Annotated in this window: 14 protein-coding genes; 10 read left to right on the top strand and 4 right to left on the bottom strand. The window is 34.5% G+C overall.

What is annotated here, in order from left to right:
• Nucleotides 1-93: 93 nt before the first annotated feature.
• On the bottom strand, nt 94-543 hold the full coding sequence (locus AC1RRQ_RS14095) for a DUF1810 domain-containing protein (protein WP_493023672.1): 450 nt from the start codon (nt 541-543) through the stop codon (nt 94-96).
• A 192-nt stretch (nt 544-735) separates the two neighbouring features.
• On the bottom strand, nt 736-1,989 hold the full coding sequence (gene rocD / locus AC1RRQ_RS14090) for an ornithine--oxo-acid transaminase (protein ID WP_493023671.1): 1,254 nt from the start codon (nt 1,987-1,989) through the stop codon (nt 736-738).
• A 195-nt stretch (nt 1,990-2,184) separates the two neighbouring features.
• On the opposite strand from rocD, the gene AC1RRQ_RS14085 reads away from it, so the two are divergent.
• The 4 genes from AC1RRQ_RS14085 to AC1RRQ_RS14070 all read left to right on the top strand — a co-directional run bounded on the left by AC1RRQ_RS14085 (nt 2,185) and on the right by AC1RRQ_RS14070 (nt 5,782).
• Complete coding sequence (locus AC1RRQ_RS14085) at nt 2,185-2,637, top strand: Lrp/AsnC family transcriptional regulator (RefSeq protein ID WP_493023670.1); 453 nt, start codon at nt 2,185-2,187, stop codon at nt 2,635-2,637.
• Nucleotides 2,638-2,746: 109 nt separating this feature from the next.
• Nucleotides 2,747-3,520 carry a dienelactone hydrolase family protein gene (locus AC1RRQ_RS14080; protein ID WP_493023669.1) on the top strand — a complete coding sequence of 258 codons (774 nt, stop codon included), beginning with the start codon at nt 2,747-2,749 and terminating at the stop codon, nt 3,518-3,520.
• A gap of 249 nt (nt 3,521-3,769) precedes the next feature.
• A complete protein-coding gene (locus tag AC1RRQ_RS14075) occupies nt 3,770-4,759 on the top strand; it encodes a DUF3667 domain-containing protein (protein WP_493023668.1) in 990 nt (329 codons plus the stop codon).
• Between the two features lie 6 nt (nt 4,760-4,765).
• Nucleotides 4,766-5,782 carry a M28 family peptidase gene (locus AC1RRQ_RS14070; RefSeq protein ID WP_493023667.1) on the top strand — a complete coding sequence of 339 codons (1,017 nt, stop codon included), beginning with the start codon at nt 4,766-4,768 and terminating at the stop codon, nt 5,780-5,782.
• A gap of 172 nt (nt 5,783-5,954) precedes the next feature.
• Here AC1RRQ_RS14070 and rho read toward each other — a convergent pair whose 3' ends face one another.
• On the bottom strand, nt 5,955-7,763 hold the full coding sequence (gene rho, locus AC1RRQ_RS14065; protein WP_493023666.1) for a transcription termination factor Rho: 1,809 nt from the start codon (nt 7,761-7,763) through the stop codon (nt 5,955-5,957).
• Nucleotides 7,764-7,948: 185 nt separating this feature from the next.
• Here rho and AC1RRQ_RS14060 point away from each other — a divergent pair, with 185 nt between their 5' ends.
• The 3 genes from AC1RRQ_RS14060 (at nt 7,949) to AC1RRQ_RS14050 (ending at nt 10,146) form a co-directional block, all read left to right on the top strand.
• Entirely contained in the window at nt 7,949-8,365 is a 417-nt protein-coding gene (locus tag AC1RRQ_RS14060) for a DUF4293 domain-containing protein (RefSeq protein WP_493023665.1), read from the top strand.
• Nucleotides 8,366-8,527: 162 nt separating this feature from the next.
• Nucleotides 8,528-9,190, top strand: coding sequence for a response regulator (locus tag AC1RRQ_RS14055; RefSeq protein ID WP_493023664.1), 663 nt, complete (start codon nt 8,528-8,530; stop codon nt 9,188-9,190).
• 35 nt (nt 9,191-9,225) lie between these two features.
• Complete coding sequence (locus AC1RRQ_RS14050) at nt 9,226-10,146, top strand: sensor histidine kinase (protein ID WP_493023663.1); 921 nt, start codon at nt 9,226-9,228, stop codon at nt 10,144-10,146.
• 3 nt (nt 10,147-10,149) lie between these two features.
• Here AC1RRQ_RS14050 and AC1RRQ_RS14045 read toward each other — a convergent pair whose 3' ends face one another.
• Entirely contained in the window at nt 10,150-10,644 is a 495-nt protein-coding gene (locus AC1RRQ_RS14045) for a metallophosphoesterase family protein (RefSeq protein ID WP_071638850.1), read from the bottom strand.
• A 241-nt stretch (nt 10,645-10,885) separates the two neighbouring features.
• Here AC1RRQ_RS14045 and truA point away from each other — a divergent pair, with 241 nt between their 5' ends.
• The 3 genes from truA (at nt 10,886) to AC1RRQ_RS14030 (ending at nt 15,088) form a co-directional block, all read left to right on the top strand.
• Entirely contained in the window at nt 10,886-11,620 is a 735-nt protein-coding gene (gene truA / locus AC1RRQ_RS14040) for a tRNA pseudouridine(38-40) synthase TruA (protein WP_493023662.1), read from the top strand.
• 88 nt (nt 11,621-11,708) lie between these two features.
• A complete protein-coding gene (locus AC1RRQ_RS14035) occupies nt 11,709-13,463 on the top strand; it encodes an ABC transporter ATP-binding protein (protein WP_493023661.1) in 1,755 nt (584 codons plus the stop codon).
• Nucleotides 13,464-13,477: 14 nt separating this feature from the next.
• The gene (locus AC1RRQ_RS14030) at nt 13,478-15,088 is read left to right on the top strand and encodes a sensor histidine kinase (RefSeq protein ID WP_493023660.1); all 1,611 of its coding nucleotides are present in this window, start codon (nt 13,478-13,480) and stop codon (nt 15,086-15,088) included.
• Nucleotides 15,089-15,173 lie beyond the last annotated feature (85 nt).

Below are 15,173 nucleotides of genomic sequence, written 5' to 3'. Positions count from 1 at the left end.
CATTTATGCCCTAAGAAATAATTACTTTTTTTGATATTTTAAGTAATTATAACCAAAGCGATTGTTTTCGGACAATCGCTTTTTGATTTATATTTAAGATGCCATAGCAATTTCTAACGTTTCGATACCCGCCATAGTAAGCGGATCTGAAAACCCTAGGAAAAACACCTCTATTATTTCCTGAAACACAGGATCTGCATTTACAGCCTGAGAAAAAAGCGTCATAGAAGAACGAAGCTTTCTCGCATTTAATTCTCCCAAAATAGATTCAATCGATTTGGCTTTATATTCTAACAAAACATGACAAATTTCAATCAGATGTTTGGCTAAAATAGGATGATTTAAAAAATCCTCTGCTTCTTTAAGATCAGCAAGAGCGTAGTATTTAGCAATCGTGCTTTTTCCCAAACCTTTTAGCTGCGGAAAAATAAACCACATCCAGTGCGATTCTTTTTTTCCATTTTTTAGTTCGGAGTAAGCAGTAAGATAAAGTTTGTTCTGTGCATCTAAAAAGCGGGTTAAATCATTATTTGCGTAAGCCATTCTGAAATCATTTTTATAAGGTTAAACAATGTTTTAGTCTTGTTTTTTAAAGTCAGTCAAAACTACTCCCCTTTCCTGATTTAAAATTTATACAATTAAAGCAGCTTCATTATATAATTCCAATTGGCGCAAAATAAAAACAGCCGCGAAATTAATCGCAGCTGTTTTAACCTTTTATAATAAACGTAAAATTTAGTTTTTAAACTCGTTTAGAGATTTCTCAATGATTTCAAGACATTCATTAATTTGATCTTCTGTCATTACTAATGGCGGAGCAAATCTAATTTTATTTCCGTGTGTTGGTTTTGCCAACAAACCGTTGTCTCTAAATTTCAGGCAGATTTCCCAAGCCAGATCAGAATCTTCACCGCTGTTAATTACAATAGCGTTCAAAAGTCCTTTTCCACGAACCAGTGTTATAAGATTGTTTCTTTCCGCAATTTTATTTAAACCTTCTCTTAGAATAATTCCTAAACGTTCTGCATTTTCAGCCAGTTTTTCCTCTTTAACCACTTCAAGAGCTGCAATGGCAACCGCTGCTGCAACAGGATTTCCTCCAAATGTAGATCCGTGTTGTCCTGGTTTAATAACATTCATGATTTCGTTATTAGCTAAAACGGCAGAAACTGGGTAAACACCTCCAGAAATCGCTTTTCCTAAAATTAAAATATCGGGCTGTACGTTTTCATGGTGAACGGCTAACAATCTTCCTGTACGCGCAATTCCAGTTTGAACTTCATCTGCTATAAATAAAACATTATGTTTCTCGCACAATGCTTTTGCTTTTGCCAAATATCCTTCTGACGGAACATAAACTCCTGCTTCTCCCTGAATAGGTTCTACCAAAAATCCTGCTATGTTTTTTGATGATTCTAAAGCTTTTTCAAGAGCTTCCAGATTATCGTATTCTATTTTTATAAATCCGTCTGTAAACGGACCAAAGTTTTTACGTGCTGTTTCGTCATTAGAAAATGAAATAATCGTAGTCGTTCTTCCGTGAAAGTTATTCTCGCACACAATAATCTGCGCTTGGTTTTCAGGAATTCCTTTTACTTCATAAGCCCATTTTCTGCAGACTTTAAGTGCTGTTTCAACTGCTTCTGCACCCGTATTCATTGGCAGTACTTTATCGAAACCAAAATATTTTGTGATGTATTCTTCGTAGTTTCCTAATTTATTGTTGTAAAAAGCACGAGAAGTAAGCGTTAGGGTTTGAGCCTGATCTATCATTGCTTTTACAATTTTTGGATGGCAGTGCCCTTGATTTACTGCAGAATAAGCCGATAAAAAATCATAATATTTTTTTCCGTCAACATCCCATACATAAACACCTTCTCCTTTTTCTAACACCACAGGAAGCGGGTGATAGTTATGAGCTCCGTATTTATTTTCTTTTTCAATTAAAATTTCTGATTTTGATGAAAGTATTTCTTGATTGTTTGCCATGATAATTTTCTTTTTACAGGAACAAAAATATAAAAATTATTTATTTTACAATCAAAAACAAATACATTTAACTTCAAAATAGGATTTAAAAATAAAAAATAACTTATTTTTACCTAAATTTAAGTCATTTTAAAACTGAGTGTTTAAATAGAACTAAGACTTATTTCTATCTTTACAGAAATTAAAAATAACGGCATGGATATTTTAGATGAATTTGACATTAAAATCATCAAAGAATTAGAGAAAGATGGTCGAATAGCTTATTCGACAATCGCATCTAACTTAAAAATTTCGAATACAATGGTGCATCAGCGTATAAACCGTTTATTTGAACAGGGCGTAATTACAGGTATCAAACCTATTTTAAATGAAAAACAAATTGGGTACGACTGGGCTTCTTTTACAGGAATCACACTGAACAAAGATTCTGATTCTGAAAGAATTATCGAAGCTTTAAAAGAAATTCCTGAAATTACCGAATGTTATTTTGTTACGGGTTCATTCACACTTTACCTAAAAATTACGGCAAAAAATCATGAACACATGCGCAAAATATTATACGAAAAAATCGATAATATTCCGGGAATAGCCAAAACCGATTCAATGGTAGAATTAGGCTGCGCCTTTAAACGAAATGTATCTTTATAGGTAATATACATTTTCATTTCATTTTTAAGAATATAAACCTCGAAAGAAATAACTTTCGAGGTTTTTTTGTAACATTTTATTTCTGATATTTGTTAAAAATTGTAAAAAAATGAAAAATTCGATCCTATTTATTTTCGCTGCAATATTGTTTTCAACTACTATGAACGCACAACTAAAACCCGTAAAATATACTGAAGGAAGCCAGGCACTGAATGGCTTATTTATAAAATCGGCTAAAAAAAGCGCCAATAATCCGGGCATTTTGCTTTTGCCGGCTTGGTTAGGAATTGACAATGCCTCAAAAGGTATTGCCGAAGATTTAGCTAAACTAGGTTACAACGTTTTTATCGCTGATATTTATGGTGAAGGAAATTATCCTAAAAATACTGGCGAAGCAGGAAAACTGGCTGGTTTTTACAAAACAAATTATGCAGCTTATCAAAAACGAATTAATGCAGCATTGCAGGAATTAGTTAAATCCGGAGCCAATGCAGATAATATTGTCGCTATTGGATATTGTTTTGGAGGAACAGGAGTTCTTGAAGCTGTACGAGGTCATTTGAATGTAAAAGGAGTTGCTTCATTCCACGGTGGTTTAGGAAAAGATGCCACTAGAAAAACGGAGCCAATTACAGCCAAAGTTTTAATTTGTCATGGAGCTGATGATCCGTTTGTACCGAAAGATGAAATTGCTTCATTTCAGCAGGAATTACGCGATGCTAAAGCCGACTGGGAGATGATTTATTATGCAAATTCTGTACATTCTTTTACAAACCCTGAAGCCGGAAGCGATAATTCTAAAGGTGCAGCTTATAATCCGGTTGCAGCAAAAAGATCTTTTGAACATTTACAGCTTTTCCTGAACGAAGTTTTGAAGAAATAAAGTTTAAGCCCACGGATTATTTTTTTAATCTTTTAATCTGTGGCAAAAAAATAGCACGCGGATGATACGGATTTGCTTTGCAAAAACGCGGATTTACACTGATTGCAATAAAATTAATTCGTGAAATTAGTGTGATTTGTGGCAAAAAAAACCAGCGTAAATCTGTTTAACCCGTATAATCTGCGGGCAAAAAACCGCATCATCAGCGGACAAAAAAACAAACCAAAATTAAACCAACTAAAATAACCAATGTCACACAGTCCGATTAGAAAAGACAAAACCTGCTTAAATTGCAGACATGTTGTTGAACAAAAATTTTGTCCAAATTGCGGACAGGAAAACACAGACAGCCGAAAAACTTTTCATCATTTATTTATCCATTTCTTCGAAGATTTAACGCATTATGAAAATGCATTCTGGAAAACCATAAAAAATCTTCTTTTTAAACCGGCGACTTTAACCAAAGAATATCTTTCAGGAAGACGTTTGTCGTACCTTGCTCCTGTTCGTCTTTATATTTTTATCAGTTTTATCACTTTTTTATTGATTGCTTTATTTCCGAATAAAGTAACCGAAAAGCTTACCGAGAGCGAAAAGGCAATTACGTCTAATATCGAAAAAGCAAAAGCAGAAGAACTCAGCTATAAAGATAAATCTTATCTTAAGTCGAAAACAATCGATAAGTCCTATTTTAAGCTGAAAACAATGAAACAAATCGATTCCATTCAAAAATATGGAAAAGAAGATGAAAAGCTTTCAGAATTTCAATATTGGCTTTATGAAAAGGTTGTCCACGTAACAGAGACTAACACTAAAAAGCAGATTATAGAAAAATTCATTGAATCTTTCGTCCACAATATTCCTAAAATTCTGTTTATCATAATGCCGTTTTTTGCCTTTTTCTTATGGCTTTTTCATGATAAAAAGAAATGGTATTATTTTGATCATGGGATTTTTACATTACATTATTTTTCATTCCTGTTGCTCATATTCCTCATTTTATTTATCATAGAAAAAATATTTGGGTTTCTTGGCCCGCTTAGTTTTATCTCAGATATTATAACTTTTGTGGGTGTAATATGGATGAGTTATTATTTTTATCCGGCACATCATCGTTTTTATGGAGAAAGCAGAATTGTGTCATTTGTTAAAAGCGTGGTATTATTCTTTATAAACTTCTTTTTTATCCTATTTTTACTCACGTTTTATATTTTATATACATTCATCAATTTACACTAATACAAAATGAAAAAAATTGTAGTTCTTTTATTAATTGCCTCGGCGTTTTCATGTAAAAATGCGCAGTCAGTTGTTTCTAAAGACAATTCAGATCCAACGAAATACGTGAATCGTATTTCTGAAAAAGACCTTAAAAAAATGCTTTATGTGATCGCTTCAGATGAAATGGAAGGCCGTGAAACGGGATCTGCAGGACAAAAAAAGGCTGGTCTTTATATGATTGATCAATATAAAAAAAGCGGGATATCATTTCCTAAAGGTGCTTCAGATTACTACCAGCACATTCCGGCATCATTTTTAAATGCCAGACGAAACGAAAACTTACCGGATTCTGAAAACATCTGGGCTTACATCGAAGGTTCTGAAAAACCAGATGAAGTTTTGGTTATTTCTGCACATTATGATCATGTTGGAGTTAAAAACGGTGAGGTTTACAACGGAGCCGATGATGATGGTTCGGGAACTGTTGCTGTTATTGAAATGGCCAAAGCTTTTGCTAAAGCTAAAAAACAAGGCCATGGTCCAAAACGTTCAATTTTATTCCTGCACGTAACAGGTGAAGAACATGGTTTACACGGATCTCGTTTTTATTCTGAAAACCCTTTGTTCCCTATTGCCAATACAATTACAGACATCAACATCGACATGATTGGCCGTCGTGATGTAGAACATGCGAATACAAACAATTACGTTTATGTAATTGGTGCCGACAGATTATCATCGGACTTACACAATGCGGTTGTAGCTCAAAACGAAAAATACATCAAAATGGACTTAGATTTTAAATTTAATGATCCTAAAGATCCAAATCATTTTTATGAGCGTTCTGATCACTATAACTTCGCTAAGCATGGTATTCCGTCAATTTTCTTCTTTAACGGAGTTCACGAAGATTACCACGGAAAAGATGATACTCCGGAAAAAATCGAATACGACGCTTTAACTAAAAGAACAAAACTTGCTTTTGTCCTTGCCTGGGATTTAGCAAATAGAGAGAATAGGCCGGTAGTTGATAAAAAATAGGTTCTGAGGGACTAAGGTTCTGAGTTGCTAAGGTTCTAGATACTGAGATTGTAAGTTTAAGAGACAAAAAAGGGATGAGTTTTAAAAAACTCATCCCTTTTTTTATATAATAGATTCCAAAGGAAAAAACTTAGTCCCTTGGCAACTTAGCCCCTCAGAACCTTTTTTTCTCTTAGTCATTCATAGAAATCAAAAACTCTTCGTTGTTTTTTGTTTTCTTGAAGCGGTCGTTTACAAAATCCATAGATTCTACCGGGTTCATATCGGATAGATATTTACGCATGATCCACATTCTTTGTAATGTTTTTTCGTCTAGTAATAAGTCGTCACGACGTGTACTTGACGAAGTAAGATCGATGGCAGGGAAAATACGTTTGTTGGCAATTTTACGATCTAACTGAAGCTCCATATTACCAGTTCCTTTAAACTCTTCAAAGATCACCTCGTCCATTTTAGAACCAGTTTCAGTTAATGCAGTTGCGATAATACTTAATGAACCACCGTTTTCTACATTTCTGGCTGCTCCAAAGAAACGTTTTGGTTTTTGTAATGCATTAGCATCAACACCTCCACTTAATACTTTTCCTGATGCCGGCTGTACGGTATTGTAAGCTCTTGCTAAACGTGTAATCGAATCTAAAAGAATCACGACATCGTGTCCGCATTCTACCAAACGTTTTGCTTTTTCCAAAACAATATTCGCAATTTTAACGTGTTCTTGCGGCTCTCTGTCAAAAGTAGACGCAATAACCTCGCCACGAACACTTCTTTGCATATCTGTAACCTCCTCAGGACGCTCATCTATCAAAAGAACGATTAAATAAACTTCCGGGTGATTGGCTGCAATTGCGTTTGCAATATCTTTTAAAAGCATTGTTTTACCCGTTTTTGGCTGTGCAACGATCATTCCACGCTGTCCTTTTCCAATAGGAGAAAACAAATCAATAATACGGGTTGATATAGAACTGCCTTTTTCGGCTAATTTAAATTTTTCAGAAGGGAAAACCGGCGTAAGGTGTTCAAAAGAAACCCTGTCACGAACCACCTGCGGGTCGTGTCCGTTAATTTTTAACACACGAACAAGAGGGAAAAACTTCTCACCTTCTTTTGGAGGACGAACAACCCCTTTTACAGTATCTCCGGTTTTTAAACCAAATAATCTGATTTGTGAAGTCGATAAATAAATATCATCCGGAGAAGCTAAATAATTATAATCAGAAGAACGTAAAAATCCGTAACCATCAGGCATCATTTCAAGTACACCTTCACTTTCGATAATTCCGTCGAATTCAAAATCTGAATCTCTGAAATTACTTTTTTTGTTTTTGTGATTTTGGTTTTGATTCCCATTATTACCATTTCCGCTACCGTTCCCATTTTGATTTGGGTTTGGATTTGCATTCGGGTTTTGATTTTGGTTGGGATTTTGGTTTTTATTCTGATTAGGATTAATCTTTTTAACCGGAGCAGGAGTTTCAGACTTCTCAGCAGTCGGCGCTGTAATACTATTTTCTGCAGTTTCCTCAGCAGGAGTTACTTCTTTTGCAGCTTCTTTTTCCTTTTGTAAAGCGACCTTTTTTTCATAAGCCGTCTTATTGAATTTTACAATTTTAGGTGCTTTTTTCTCTGCTGTTTTCGTTTCAGCCGGCTCTTCAGCCTGCACTATTTGTTTTTCTTCCACAGCCGCGGGAGTTTCAATTTCCTTTGGAGCTTCCTCTGCTTTATCAAATTCTAGAACAGGAGCATTTTTATTGACTGTTTTCTTAACCGGAGCAATTCTTGCTCTTTTTGGTTTATCAGTACTTGCATCCTTCTCTGCAATAGTTTCTGCGGGCGGTGCTGCAACCGTCTCTTGATGCGCTAATATCTGAGTAATCAGAGTATCTTTTTTAACGCCATTAATCTTTATAGTTTTAGCTAACTTAGCTATTTCTTGAAGCTCAGAAAGCTTCATTTCTTTTAATGCAGAAATATCAAACATGAATGTTCTATGAGTTTAATTATTTTAAAGGAAATACTGTAAAAAGAATAGGTAGATATTTTTTTTTTCGATTGACCGCAGTATGAAGTGCTTACGGTATTATGATGCAATAATACGAATAAAATTTAATCATACAATAGTATTTTAAAAAAAGAAAATATATTTTTGTAAAACAATTTTAGATCATGATACAAAGAATTCAAACCGTATATCTAATTCTTACCTTTGTAGTTACAGGGGTTTTAATGTTTTTTATGCCGCTTTGGACATTAAATACAGGGAAAGCTTTTTACTTTATGCAAGATCAGCTTTACACTATTTTACTAGGGTTAAGCACCATGCTTACCATTGTTAGTATTATATCATACAAAAAGAGACAAAATCAGTTTGTTATGGGCAGACTGAACATAATATTAAATTTAATTTTATTAGGATTATTTGTATATCGCTCTCTAAATTTATCTGGAGAGACAGTTAACGCTGTTTCAGAGAAAGGTATTGGGATGTTTCTTCCTATTGTTGCTATCGTATTATTAGTTTTAGCTAATAAGGCCATCAAAAAGGACGAAGATCTTGTAAAATCTGTAGATCGTTTGAGATAAACCTATAAACTTAATTTTTTTGTGCGAAGAGAACCCGAATGTATATTCGGGTTTTTTTGTGCCTTATTTTTACCTTAAACCAACAATATCCCGAAATCATTCTCGAAAAACGATTTTGTAAGATAATTTATTCATAAATTTGTGTTTTGCTCAAAAAGCCTTATGACAAACAAAATTAGAATACATCTTGCCGATGATCATCAGGTTCTTATTGATGGACTCACCAATTTATTACAAACAGTTTCAAACTTTGAAGTTGTAGGCAGTTCATTAAACGGCCTCGCCATATACGATGATGTAGTTCAGGATCAAGCCGATATTCTGGTCTTGGATATCAGCATGCCTGAAAAAGACGGAATTGAGGTTTTAAAAGAATTCAGTCAAAAAGGATTTCCCTGCAAAGTCATTATTTTATCCAGCTACGACGACCTTAAAATTATTAAAGAAGTAATGAAATTAGGCGCTAAGGGCTATTTAACGAAAAAATGCGCCGGAGAAAATATCATCGAAGCCATTGATGCCGTTTATCAGGATCAGGAATATTACAGCGATGCGGTAAGAGAAAAAATATTCAGCATGTTTTCGCAAAACAACCCGAAACTAAGTAAAAATATTTATGCCGAAAATCCCATTTTAAGTCCCAGAGAAATTGAAATCGTTACTTTAATCTGTCTGGAATACAGCGGAAAAGAAATAAGCGAACAGCTTTTTATCAGCATTAATACGGTAGAAACGCATCGTAAAAATATTATGAAAAAGCTGAACATCAAAAACACCATTGGACTAGTAAAATACGCCTTAAAAAACAACTTGATCAACCCTTAGTTCTGCCCCGAAAACTTTAAAAACAGAGCCATTTTATGCATTTTATTAGAATTTTTATATTCGTTTTTTTTCTTATTTCTACTGAAAATATGGCTTTCGGCCAGCAAAATATTCCTTCTGAAAAAACAAAAACAACCTCTGTCGAAAACCCTAAAAAAGCAACAGGCTCAGAACAGCTTAAACTGGAACAATTACGAAACAAAAAAGTTGTCAGTTTATCTATTGTTCTGATTATCATATTGTTTTTTCTTTTTTATTTTGTTTATCAAAACAACAAACTCAAACAAAAAATCAAGCGAAAAGACACCAAACAAAAAATACTTCTCAACGTAATAAACGCCGGCATTGACAGTCAGGAAACAGAACAAAAAAAGATCGCTTCGTTTTTACACGACAATATCAATTCACTGCTTTCTTCGGCCGGACTGCATTTAAATGTTTTTACAACCAAGCATAATATACAATCAGAAGAAATCCAAAAAGCAAAGTCTATTTTGCAAGAAGCACACGACCTTTTACGCGATATATCGCATGAGCTTGTCCCTACTCTTTTGGTACGTTTTGGACTGATTTATGCTTTGGAAGATTTATGCGAAAGAAACTCTAACTCAAGTATTGATTTTCAGTTTTCCAGCTCTATTTCAACGGATACAAGATATGCTGAAAAATTCGAAACTAAGCTTTATTTTATTGTTTCTGAACTGCTCAACAACGTTATAAAACACAGTGACGCCACAAAAGCTCAAATTTCGCTGCACGAAAAACAAAATCAGTTAATCGTTATTATTCACGATAACGGAAAGGGATTTAATGCCGAAAAGCTTAACGAAATTGAAGGTTTTGGTCTAAACCGAATCCGGGTTAGAATTAAAAAACTCAAAGGTTCATTCTCTATTATTTCCAGAGCAAATGAAAACAGCGGCACTTCTATTAAAATAAAAGTTCCAATATCGTAGCCTTTATTTTTTACCTATTTCGATAATTTCTAAATCCTTTATTTTATCATCGTCGATTACAAAACGAAGCATCGTTCGCATTTGATGGAAACCACTTTTTCCTGCCGCACCGGGATTCATGTGCAATAGATTATTCTTTTTGTCAAACATCACTTTTAAGATATGCGAATGTCCGCAGATGAATAATTTAGGCGGATTCGAAGCCATTTCTTCTCTAATAGCCGGATTGTACTTTCCCGGATAACCTCCAATATGTGTAATCCAAACTGAAACATTTTCACATAAAAACCGATTGTGAAGCGGAAATTCTAATCTTGCCTGCGCATCGTCGATATTCCCATAAACACAACGCAGCGGTTTTAGTTTTTTTATCGTATCGGTTACATGCAAATCTCCAATATCACCGGCATGCCAGACTTCATCGGCCTGAGCCACATATTTTAAAATGGTATCATCAATATGAGAGTGAGTATCGGAAAGAAGGAGGATTTTTTTCATTCTAAGGCGCTAAGGTGCTGAGTTGCTAAGATTCTAAGTTTTTTTTCTTTTTGAGGTTCAAAGCCTCATAGATGCAAAGGTACAAAGGTTTTTTTTGTAGAGAAACCCTATTAGGTAATACGTTTTACAAACTCCCTGCAAAGAAACCTTAGAATCTTAGCAACTCAGAACCTTAGCCACTTTAAAAACAACAGCAACTTTTTTTTGTACCTTTGCCCCTCAAAACCTTTGAATCTTTACCTTGAGATATTTTATTCATTTTGCTTACAACGGAACTCATTATCATGGCTGGCAGTTTCAGCCCAACGCATCTTCTGTTCAGGAAACGTTAAATAAGGCGCTTTCGGTTTTACTGAATTCAACTATAAATGTAATGGGCGCCGGAAGAACTGATACTGGTGTTCATGCCGAAGAAATGTATGGACATTTTGATTTTGAAAATTCAATTGATGTTCCGGTTTTGGTACACAAACTCAATTCGTATTTACCAAAAGACATTGCTGTTTATAATCTTATAAAAGTTCATGATGATGCGCACTGCCGATTTGATGCTACGAAAAGAACTTATGAATATCATATCAATACGGTTAAAAATCCTTTTTTAGAGGAATTGAGCTGGTATGTAAACCAAAAACTGGATGTTGATTTAATGAACGAGGCATCGAAGATTTTATTAAAACACACCGATTTTCAGTGCTTCTCGAAAGTGAATACAGATGTAAATACTTTTGACTGCACGATTTTTGAGGCATATTGGAAAAATGAAAACAATAAACTGGTTTTTACAATTTCGGCAAACAGGTTTTTACGAAACATGGTTCGGGCCATTGTGGGAACTTTAATTAATATAGGTTTGCATAAAATTTCGCTGGATGATTTTGAAAACATTATTGCCAGCAAAAGCAGAGAAAAAGCAGGATTTTCGGTTCCGGCACATGGTTTATATTTAACCAAAATTTATTACAATTATTTATAGCTGTAGGCTATAAGCTTTAAGCAGTAAGCTTTCAGCACTTTATTAAAAGCCTATTACTTAAAGCCTAAAGCTTAAAGCATCAAAAAAAATGAAAGCAAAAGCATTTGATACCGGTTTATTTAAAAGAATTTTAAAATACACCAAACCTTATAAGTGGCGTTATTACGGCGTGATTATTTTCGCTGTTTCGCTGTCGGTTTTTGCGGCACTTAGACCTTACTTATTAAAACAAACGGTCGACGGCTATATCAAGACGCACGACAAGGAAGGATTGCTGCTTTATATCATTTTAATGGGCGGCGTACTTTTAATGGAGGTCTTTTCTCAATTTTATTTTGTGTACTGGGCCAACTGGCTTGGGCAGGATATTGTAAAAGATATTCGAACGAAACTTTTCAAGCATATTTTAAGTTTTAGAATGAAATATTTTGATTTGGTTCCGGTTGGACAGCTGGTTACAAGATCTGTTTCGGATATTGAATCGATTGCACGTATTTTCAGTCAGGGTTTGTTTATGATTATAAGCGACTTGATGAAAATGCTGGTGGTTTTGATTTTTATGTTTTACATGAACTGGAAACTAACCTGGATTGTGGTGGTTGCTATGCCTATTCTGGTTTATATTACCCGAATTTTTCAGCGTAAAATGCAGGTTGCTTTTGAGGAAGTACGTACGCAGATTGCCAATATGAATTCTTTTGTTCAGGAACGCGTTACGGGAATGAAAATCGTACAGCTTTTTAACCGCGAAAAAATCGAGGCCGAAAACTTTAGGGTCATAAACGACAAACACAGAGTAGCGTGGATTAAAACGATTCTGTACAACTCGATCTTCTTTCCTATTGCCGATATTATTTCGTCGATTACTTTAGGATTGGTGGTTGTTTTTGGCGGCTTCAAAATTTTGAATGGCGATCATTTTACCACTTTTGGAGATTTGTTTTCTTATACGATGTTTATTGGAATGCTTTTTAACCCGCTTAGACAAATTGCAGATAAATTCAATGAGATGCAGTTAGGAATGATTGCAGCTAATCGTGTTTTTGATGTAATCGACACACAGGATCATATACAAGATACAGGAACGCTTGAAGCTCCGGTTTTTGACGGAAGCATCGAATTTGCAGCTGTTCGTTTTAGTTATATTCCAGAGGAAGAAGTTATAAAAGGCATCGATTTATCTGTGGCTTCCGGGCAGACTGTTGCCATTGTAGGGTCGACTGGTGCAGGAAAATCGACGATTATTAATTTATTAAATCGCTTTTATGAAATTAACAGCGGCACCATATATATTGACGGTCAAAATATAGAAAATTACACTTTGGCTTCGCTTCGAAAACAAATTGCTGTAGTACTACAGGATGTGTTTTTGTTTGCCGATACTATTTACAACAATATTACGCTTCATAATCCTGAAATCACCCGCGAAAAAGTTTTGGATGCAGCGAAAAAAATTGGAGTTCACGACTTTATTATGAGTCTTCCGGATAATTATGATTTTGATGTTAAGGAACGCGGCGTAATGCTGTCGTCCGGACAAAGACAATTGATTGCTTTTTTACGTTCGTATGTAAGCAATCCGAGTATTTTGATTTTGGATGAAGCGACTTCGTCAATCGATACTTATTCTGAAGAATTGATTCAGCGCGCAACTGAAACGATTACAAAAGGAAGAACTTCTATTATTATTGCGCATCGCTTGGCAACAATTGTAAATGCAGATAAAATTGTGGTGATGGACAAAGGACTAATTGTGGAACAAGGAACGCATCAGGAATTGTTAACGAAAACGGATGGGTATTATAAAAACTTATACGATTCTCAATTCTCGGTTGCGAATTAATTTATAAAATACTTTTGAGATTTAGATTAAAAAAAATAACATCCCGACGCGCTTTCGTAATTTACGTTATCGTTTCTATTCTTATCACCGTTTCTTCTGTTTACATGTTAAGTAATTTGATTACTGATGTTACACAAAAAGCGAATGAGAGTGAAGCGCGATTGAACTTCATTAAGAAGCATGAAATTATGTCGCGGGAATTTTCGAGATTTCTGGAACAGGAAAACAGAATCAAACATGTTTTAAAAATCAGCAGTAAATCTAATTTATCGGCTAATATAAAAGTATTGTCGTCTGTTCAGTCCATCAATTTAATGATAGTGGATAACTGGTTTCAAGTTAATGATGAAAAAATAGAATTCGGGAACGATTCTGTTTCTGATGAAATAAAAAAAGATGTTGCTGCTTTTATCTCTAAAAACAAAAACGCTTCGCGCAGTAACACCGTACTTAAACAAGGAAACGAATGGGTTTGGAGAATTTACTTTAAAATCATCTCCAAAAATAACACAACAGTTCGCTGTGGTTACGACATCAACTTAAAAAAACTACACGATTATTTTTCGACTGTTGACAGAGCCGCTTCGAATTATGCTTTTGTATTTAACAATGCCGGAACATGCGTTTATCATCCTGACTCTACTTTTATAGGAAAAAATATTTACAAGTTTTCGGCTATTGAGCCATCGGATACTATTTTCACTTATAAGAGGGATATCACCAAGACTGCCGCATCTGACTTTTTAAAATTAGATTACACCAAAAAAATTACAATGTCTGAATTCTTAAAACTGGATGTTATCAGTTTTACGACAAGATTAGATGTTAAAAATCTGCCTTGGTATATCTCCATTAGTTTCCCGAAAATGATCGAGGATGAGAATGTTTTATTGACTAAAAAATATTCAACCTGGATCTATTCGATAACAACGGTGATGCTTTTGCTGATTTTCTATTTATTCTCTTATGCCAACAGACGCGCGTATAGAGAGAAAGGAATAGCCATTAGAGAAAAAAACAGACTTCTGGTAGAAAACGAAAAAATTGTAAAAGAAAAAGCGCTTATTCAGTTGCAGCAATTAAAGGAGCAGATTAATCCGCACTTTTTATTTAATTCGCTTAACTCACTTTATATGTTAGTGGGCAGCGATGTAAAAACGGCGCAAAAATTTACCTTGAATTTATCTCGTATTTATCGTTACTTGATCGATCCGCCTCAAAAAAATATTGTGCCGCTAAAAGACGAATTGCTCTTTATTGAAAAATACATCTTTTTACAGCAAACCCGTTTTAAGGAAGAATTATTCTTTTCGATAAAAATCGAAGATCAGGAAGCTCTAGAAAAGTTTATTCCGTATCTGGCTTTTCAGATTGCGGTCGAAAATGCTATTAAGCATAATATGGCTACACAGGAAAATCCGTTAACGACAGAAATCCTGATTCAGAAAGATCAGGTAATTATAAGCAATAACCTTCAAAAAAAGGCTCACAGTGAACCCAGTACAAATTTTGGGCTTAAATACCTGTCGAGCATCTATAATTTCTACTCCAGAACCAATTTAAAAATCTCAGAAAAAGACGGGAATTTCGTATGTATCCTGCCATTAATAGCCATTCACTCCTAAAAAAAAGCCATTCACTCCTTTTTGTTTTTTTTCTGAACTAAATTCGAATAGTTTCGATGAAAAATTAACTTAAACTTAACATCAA

The organism is Flavobacterium sp. GW821-FHT12A05 (assembly GCF_058807735.1).
This window is presented reverse-complemented; position numbering and strand designations above follow the sequence as displayed.

What these genes read in the sequence shown, in the direction of transcription:
- AC1RRQ_RS14060 (WP_493023665.1), top strand. Translation starts at nt 7,949, where the DNA reads ATGATACAAAGAATTCAAACCGTATATCTAATTCTTACCTTTGTAGTT.
- AC1RRQ_RS14085 (WP_493023670.1), top strand. Translation starts at nt 2,185, where the DNA reads ATGGATATTTTAGATGAATTTGACATTAAAATCATCAAAGAATTAGAG.
- rho (WP_493023666.1), bottom strand. Translation starts at nt 7,763, where the DNA reads ATGTTTGATATTTCTGCATTAAAAGAAATGAAGCTTTCTGAGCTTCAA.
- AC1RRQ_RS14075 (WP_493023668.1), top strand. Translation starts at nt 3,770, where the DNA reads ATGTCACACAGTCCGATTAGAAAAGACAAAACCTGCTTAAATTGCAGA.
- AC1RRQ_RS14055 (WP_493023664.1), top strand. Translation starts at nt 8,528, where the DNA reads ATGACAAACAAAATTAGAATACATCTTGCCGATGATCATCAGGTTCTT.
- AC1RRQ_RS14095 (WP_493023672.1), bottom strand. Translation starts at nt 543, where the DNA reads ATGGCTTACGCAAATAATGATTTAACCCGCTTTTTAGATGCACAGAAC.
- AC1RRQ_RS14080 (WP_493023669.1), top strand. Translation starts at nt 2,747, where the DNA reads ATGAAAAATTCGATCCTATTTATTTTCGCTGCAATATTGTTTTCAACT.
- AC1RRQ_RS14050 (WP_493023663.1), top strand. Translation starts at nt 9,226, where the DNA reads ATGCATTTTATTAGAATTTTTATATTCGTTTTTTTTCTTATTTCTACT.
- AC1RRQ_RS14045 (WP_071638850.1), bottom strand. Translation starts at nt 10,644, where the DNA reads ATGAAAAAAATCCTCCTTCTTTCCGATACTCACTCTCATATTGATGAT.
- rocD (WP_493023671.1), bottom strand. Translation starts at nt 1,989, where the DNA reads ATGGCAAACAATCAAGAAATACTTTCATCAAAATCAGAAATTTTAATT.
- AC1RRQ_RS14035 (WP_493023661.1), top strand. Translation starts at nt 11,709, where the DNA reads ATGAAAGCAAAAGCATTTGATACCGGTTTATTTAAAAGAATTTTAAAA.
- AC1RRQ_RS14070 (WP_493023667.1), top strand. Translation starts at nt 4,766, where the DNA reads ATGAAAAAAATTGTAGTTCTTTTATTAATTGCCTCGGCGTTTTCATGT.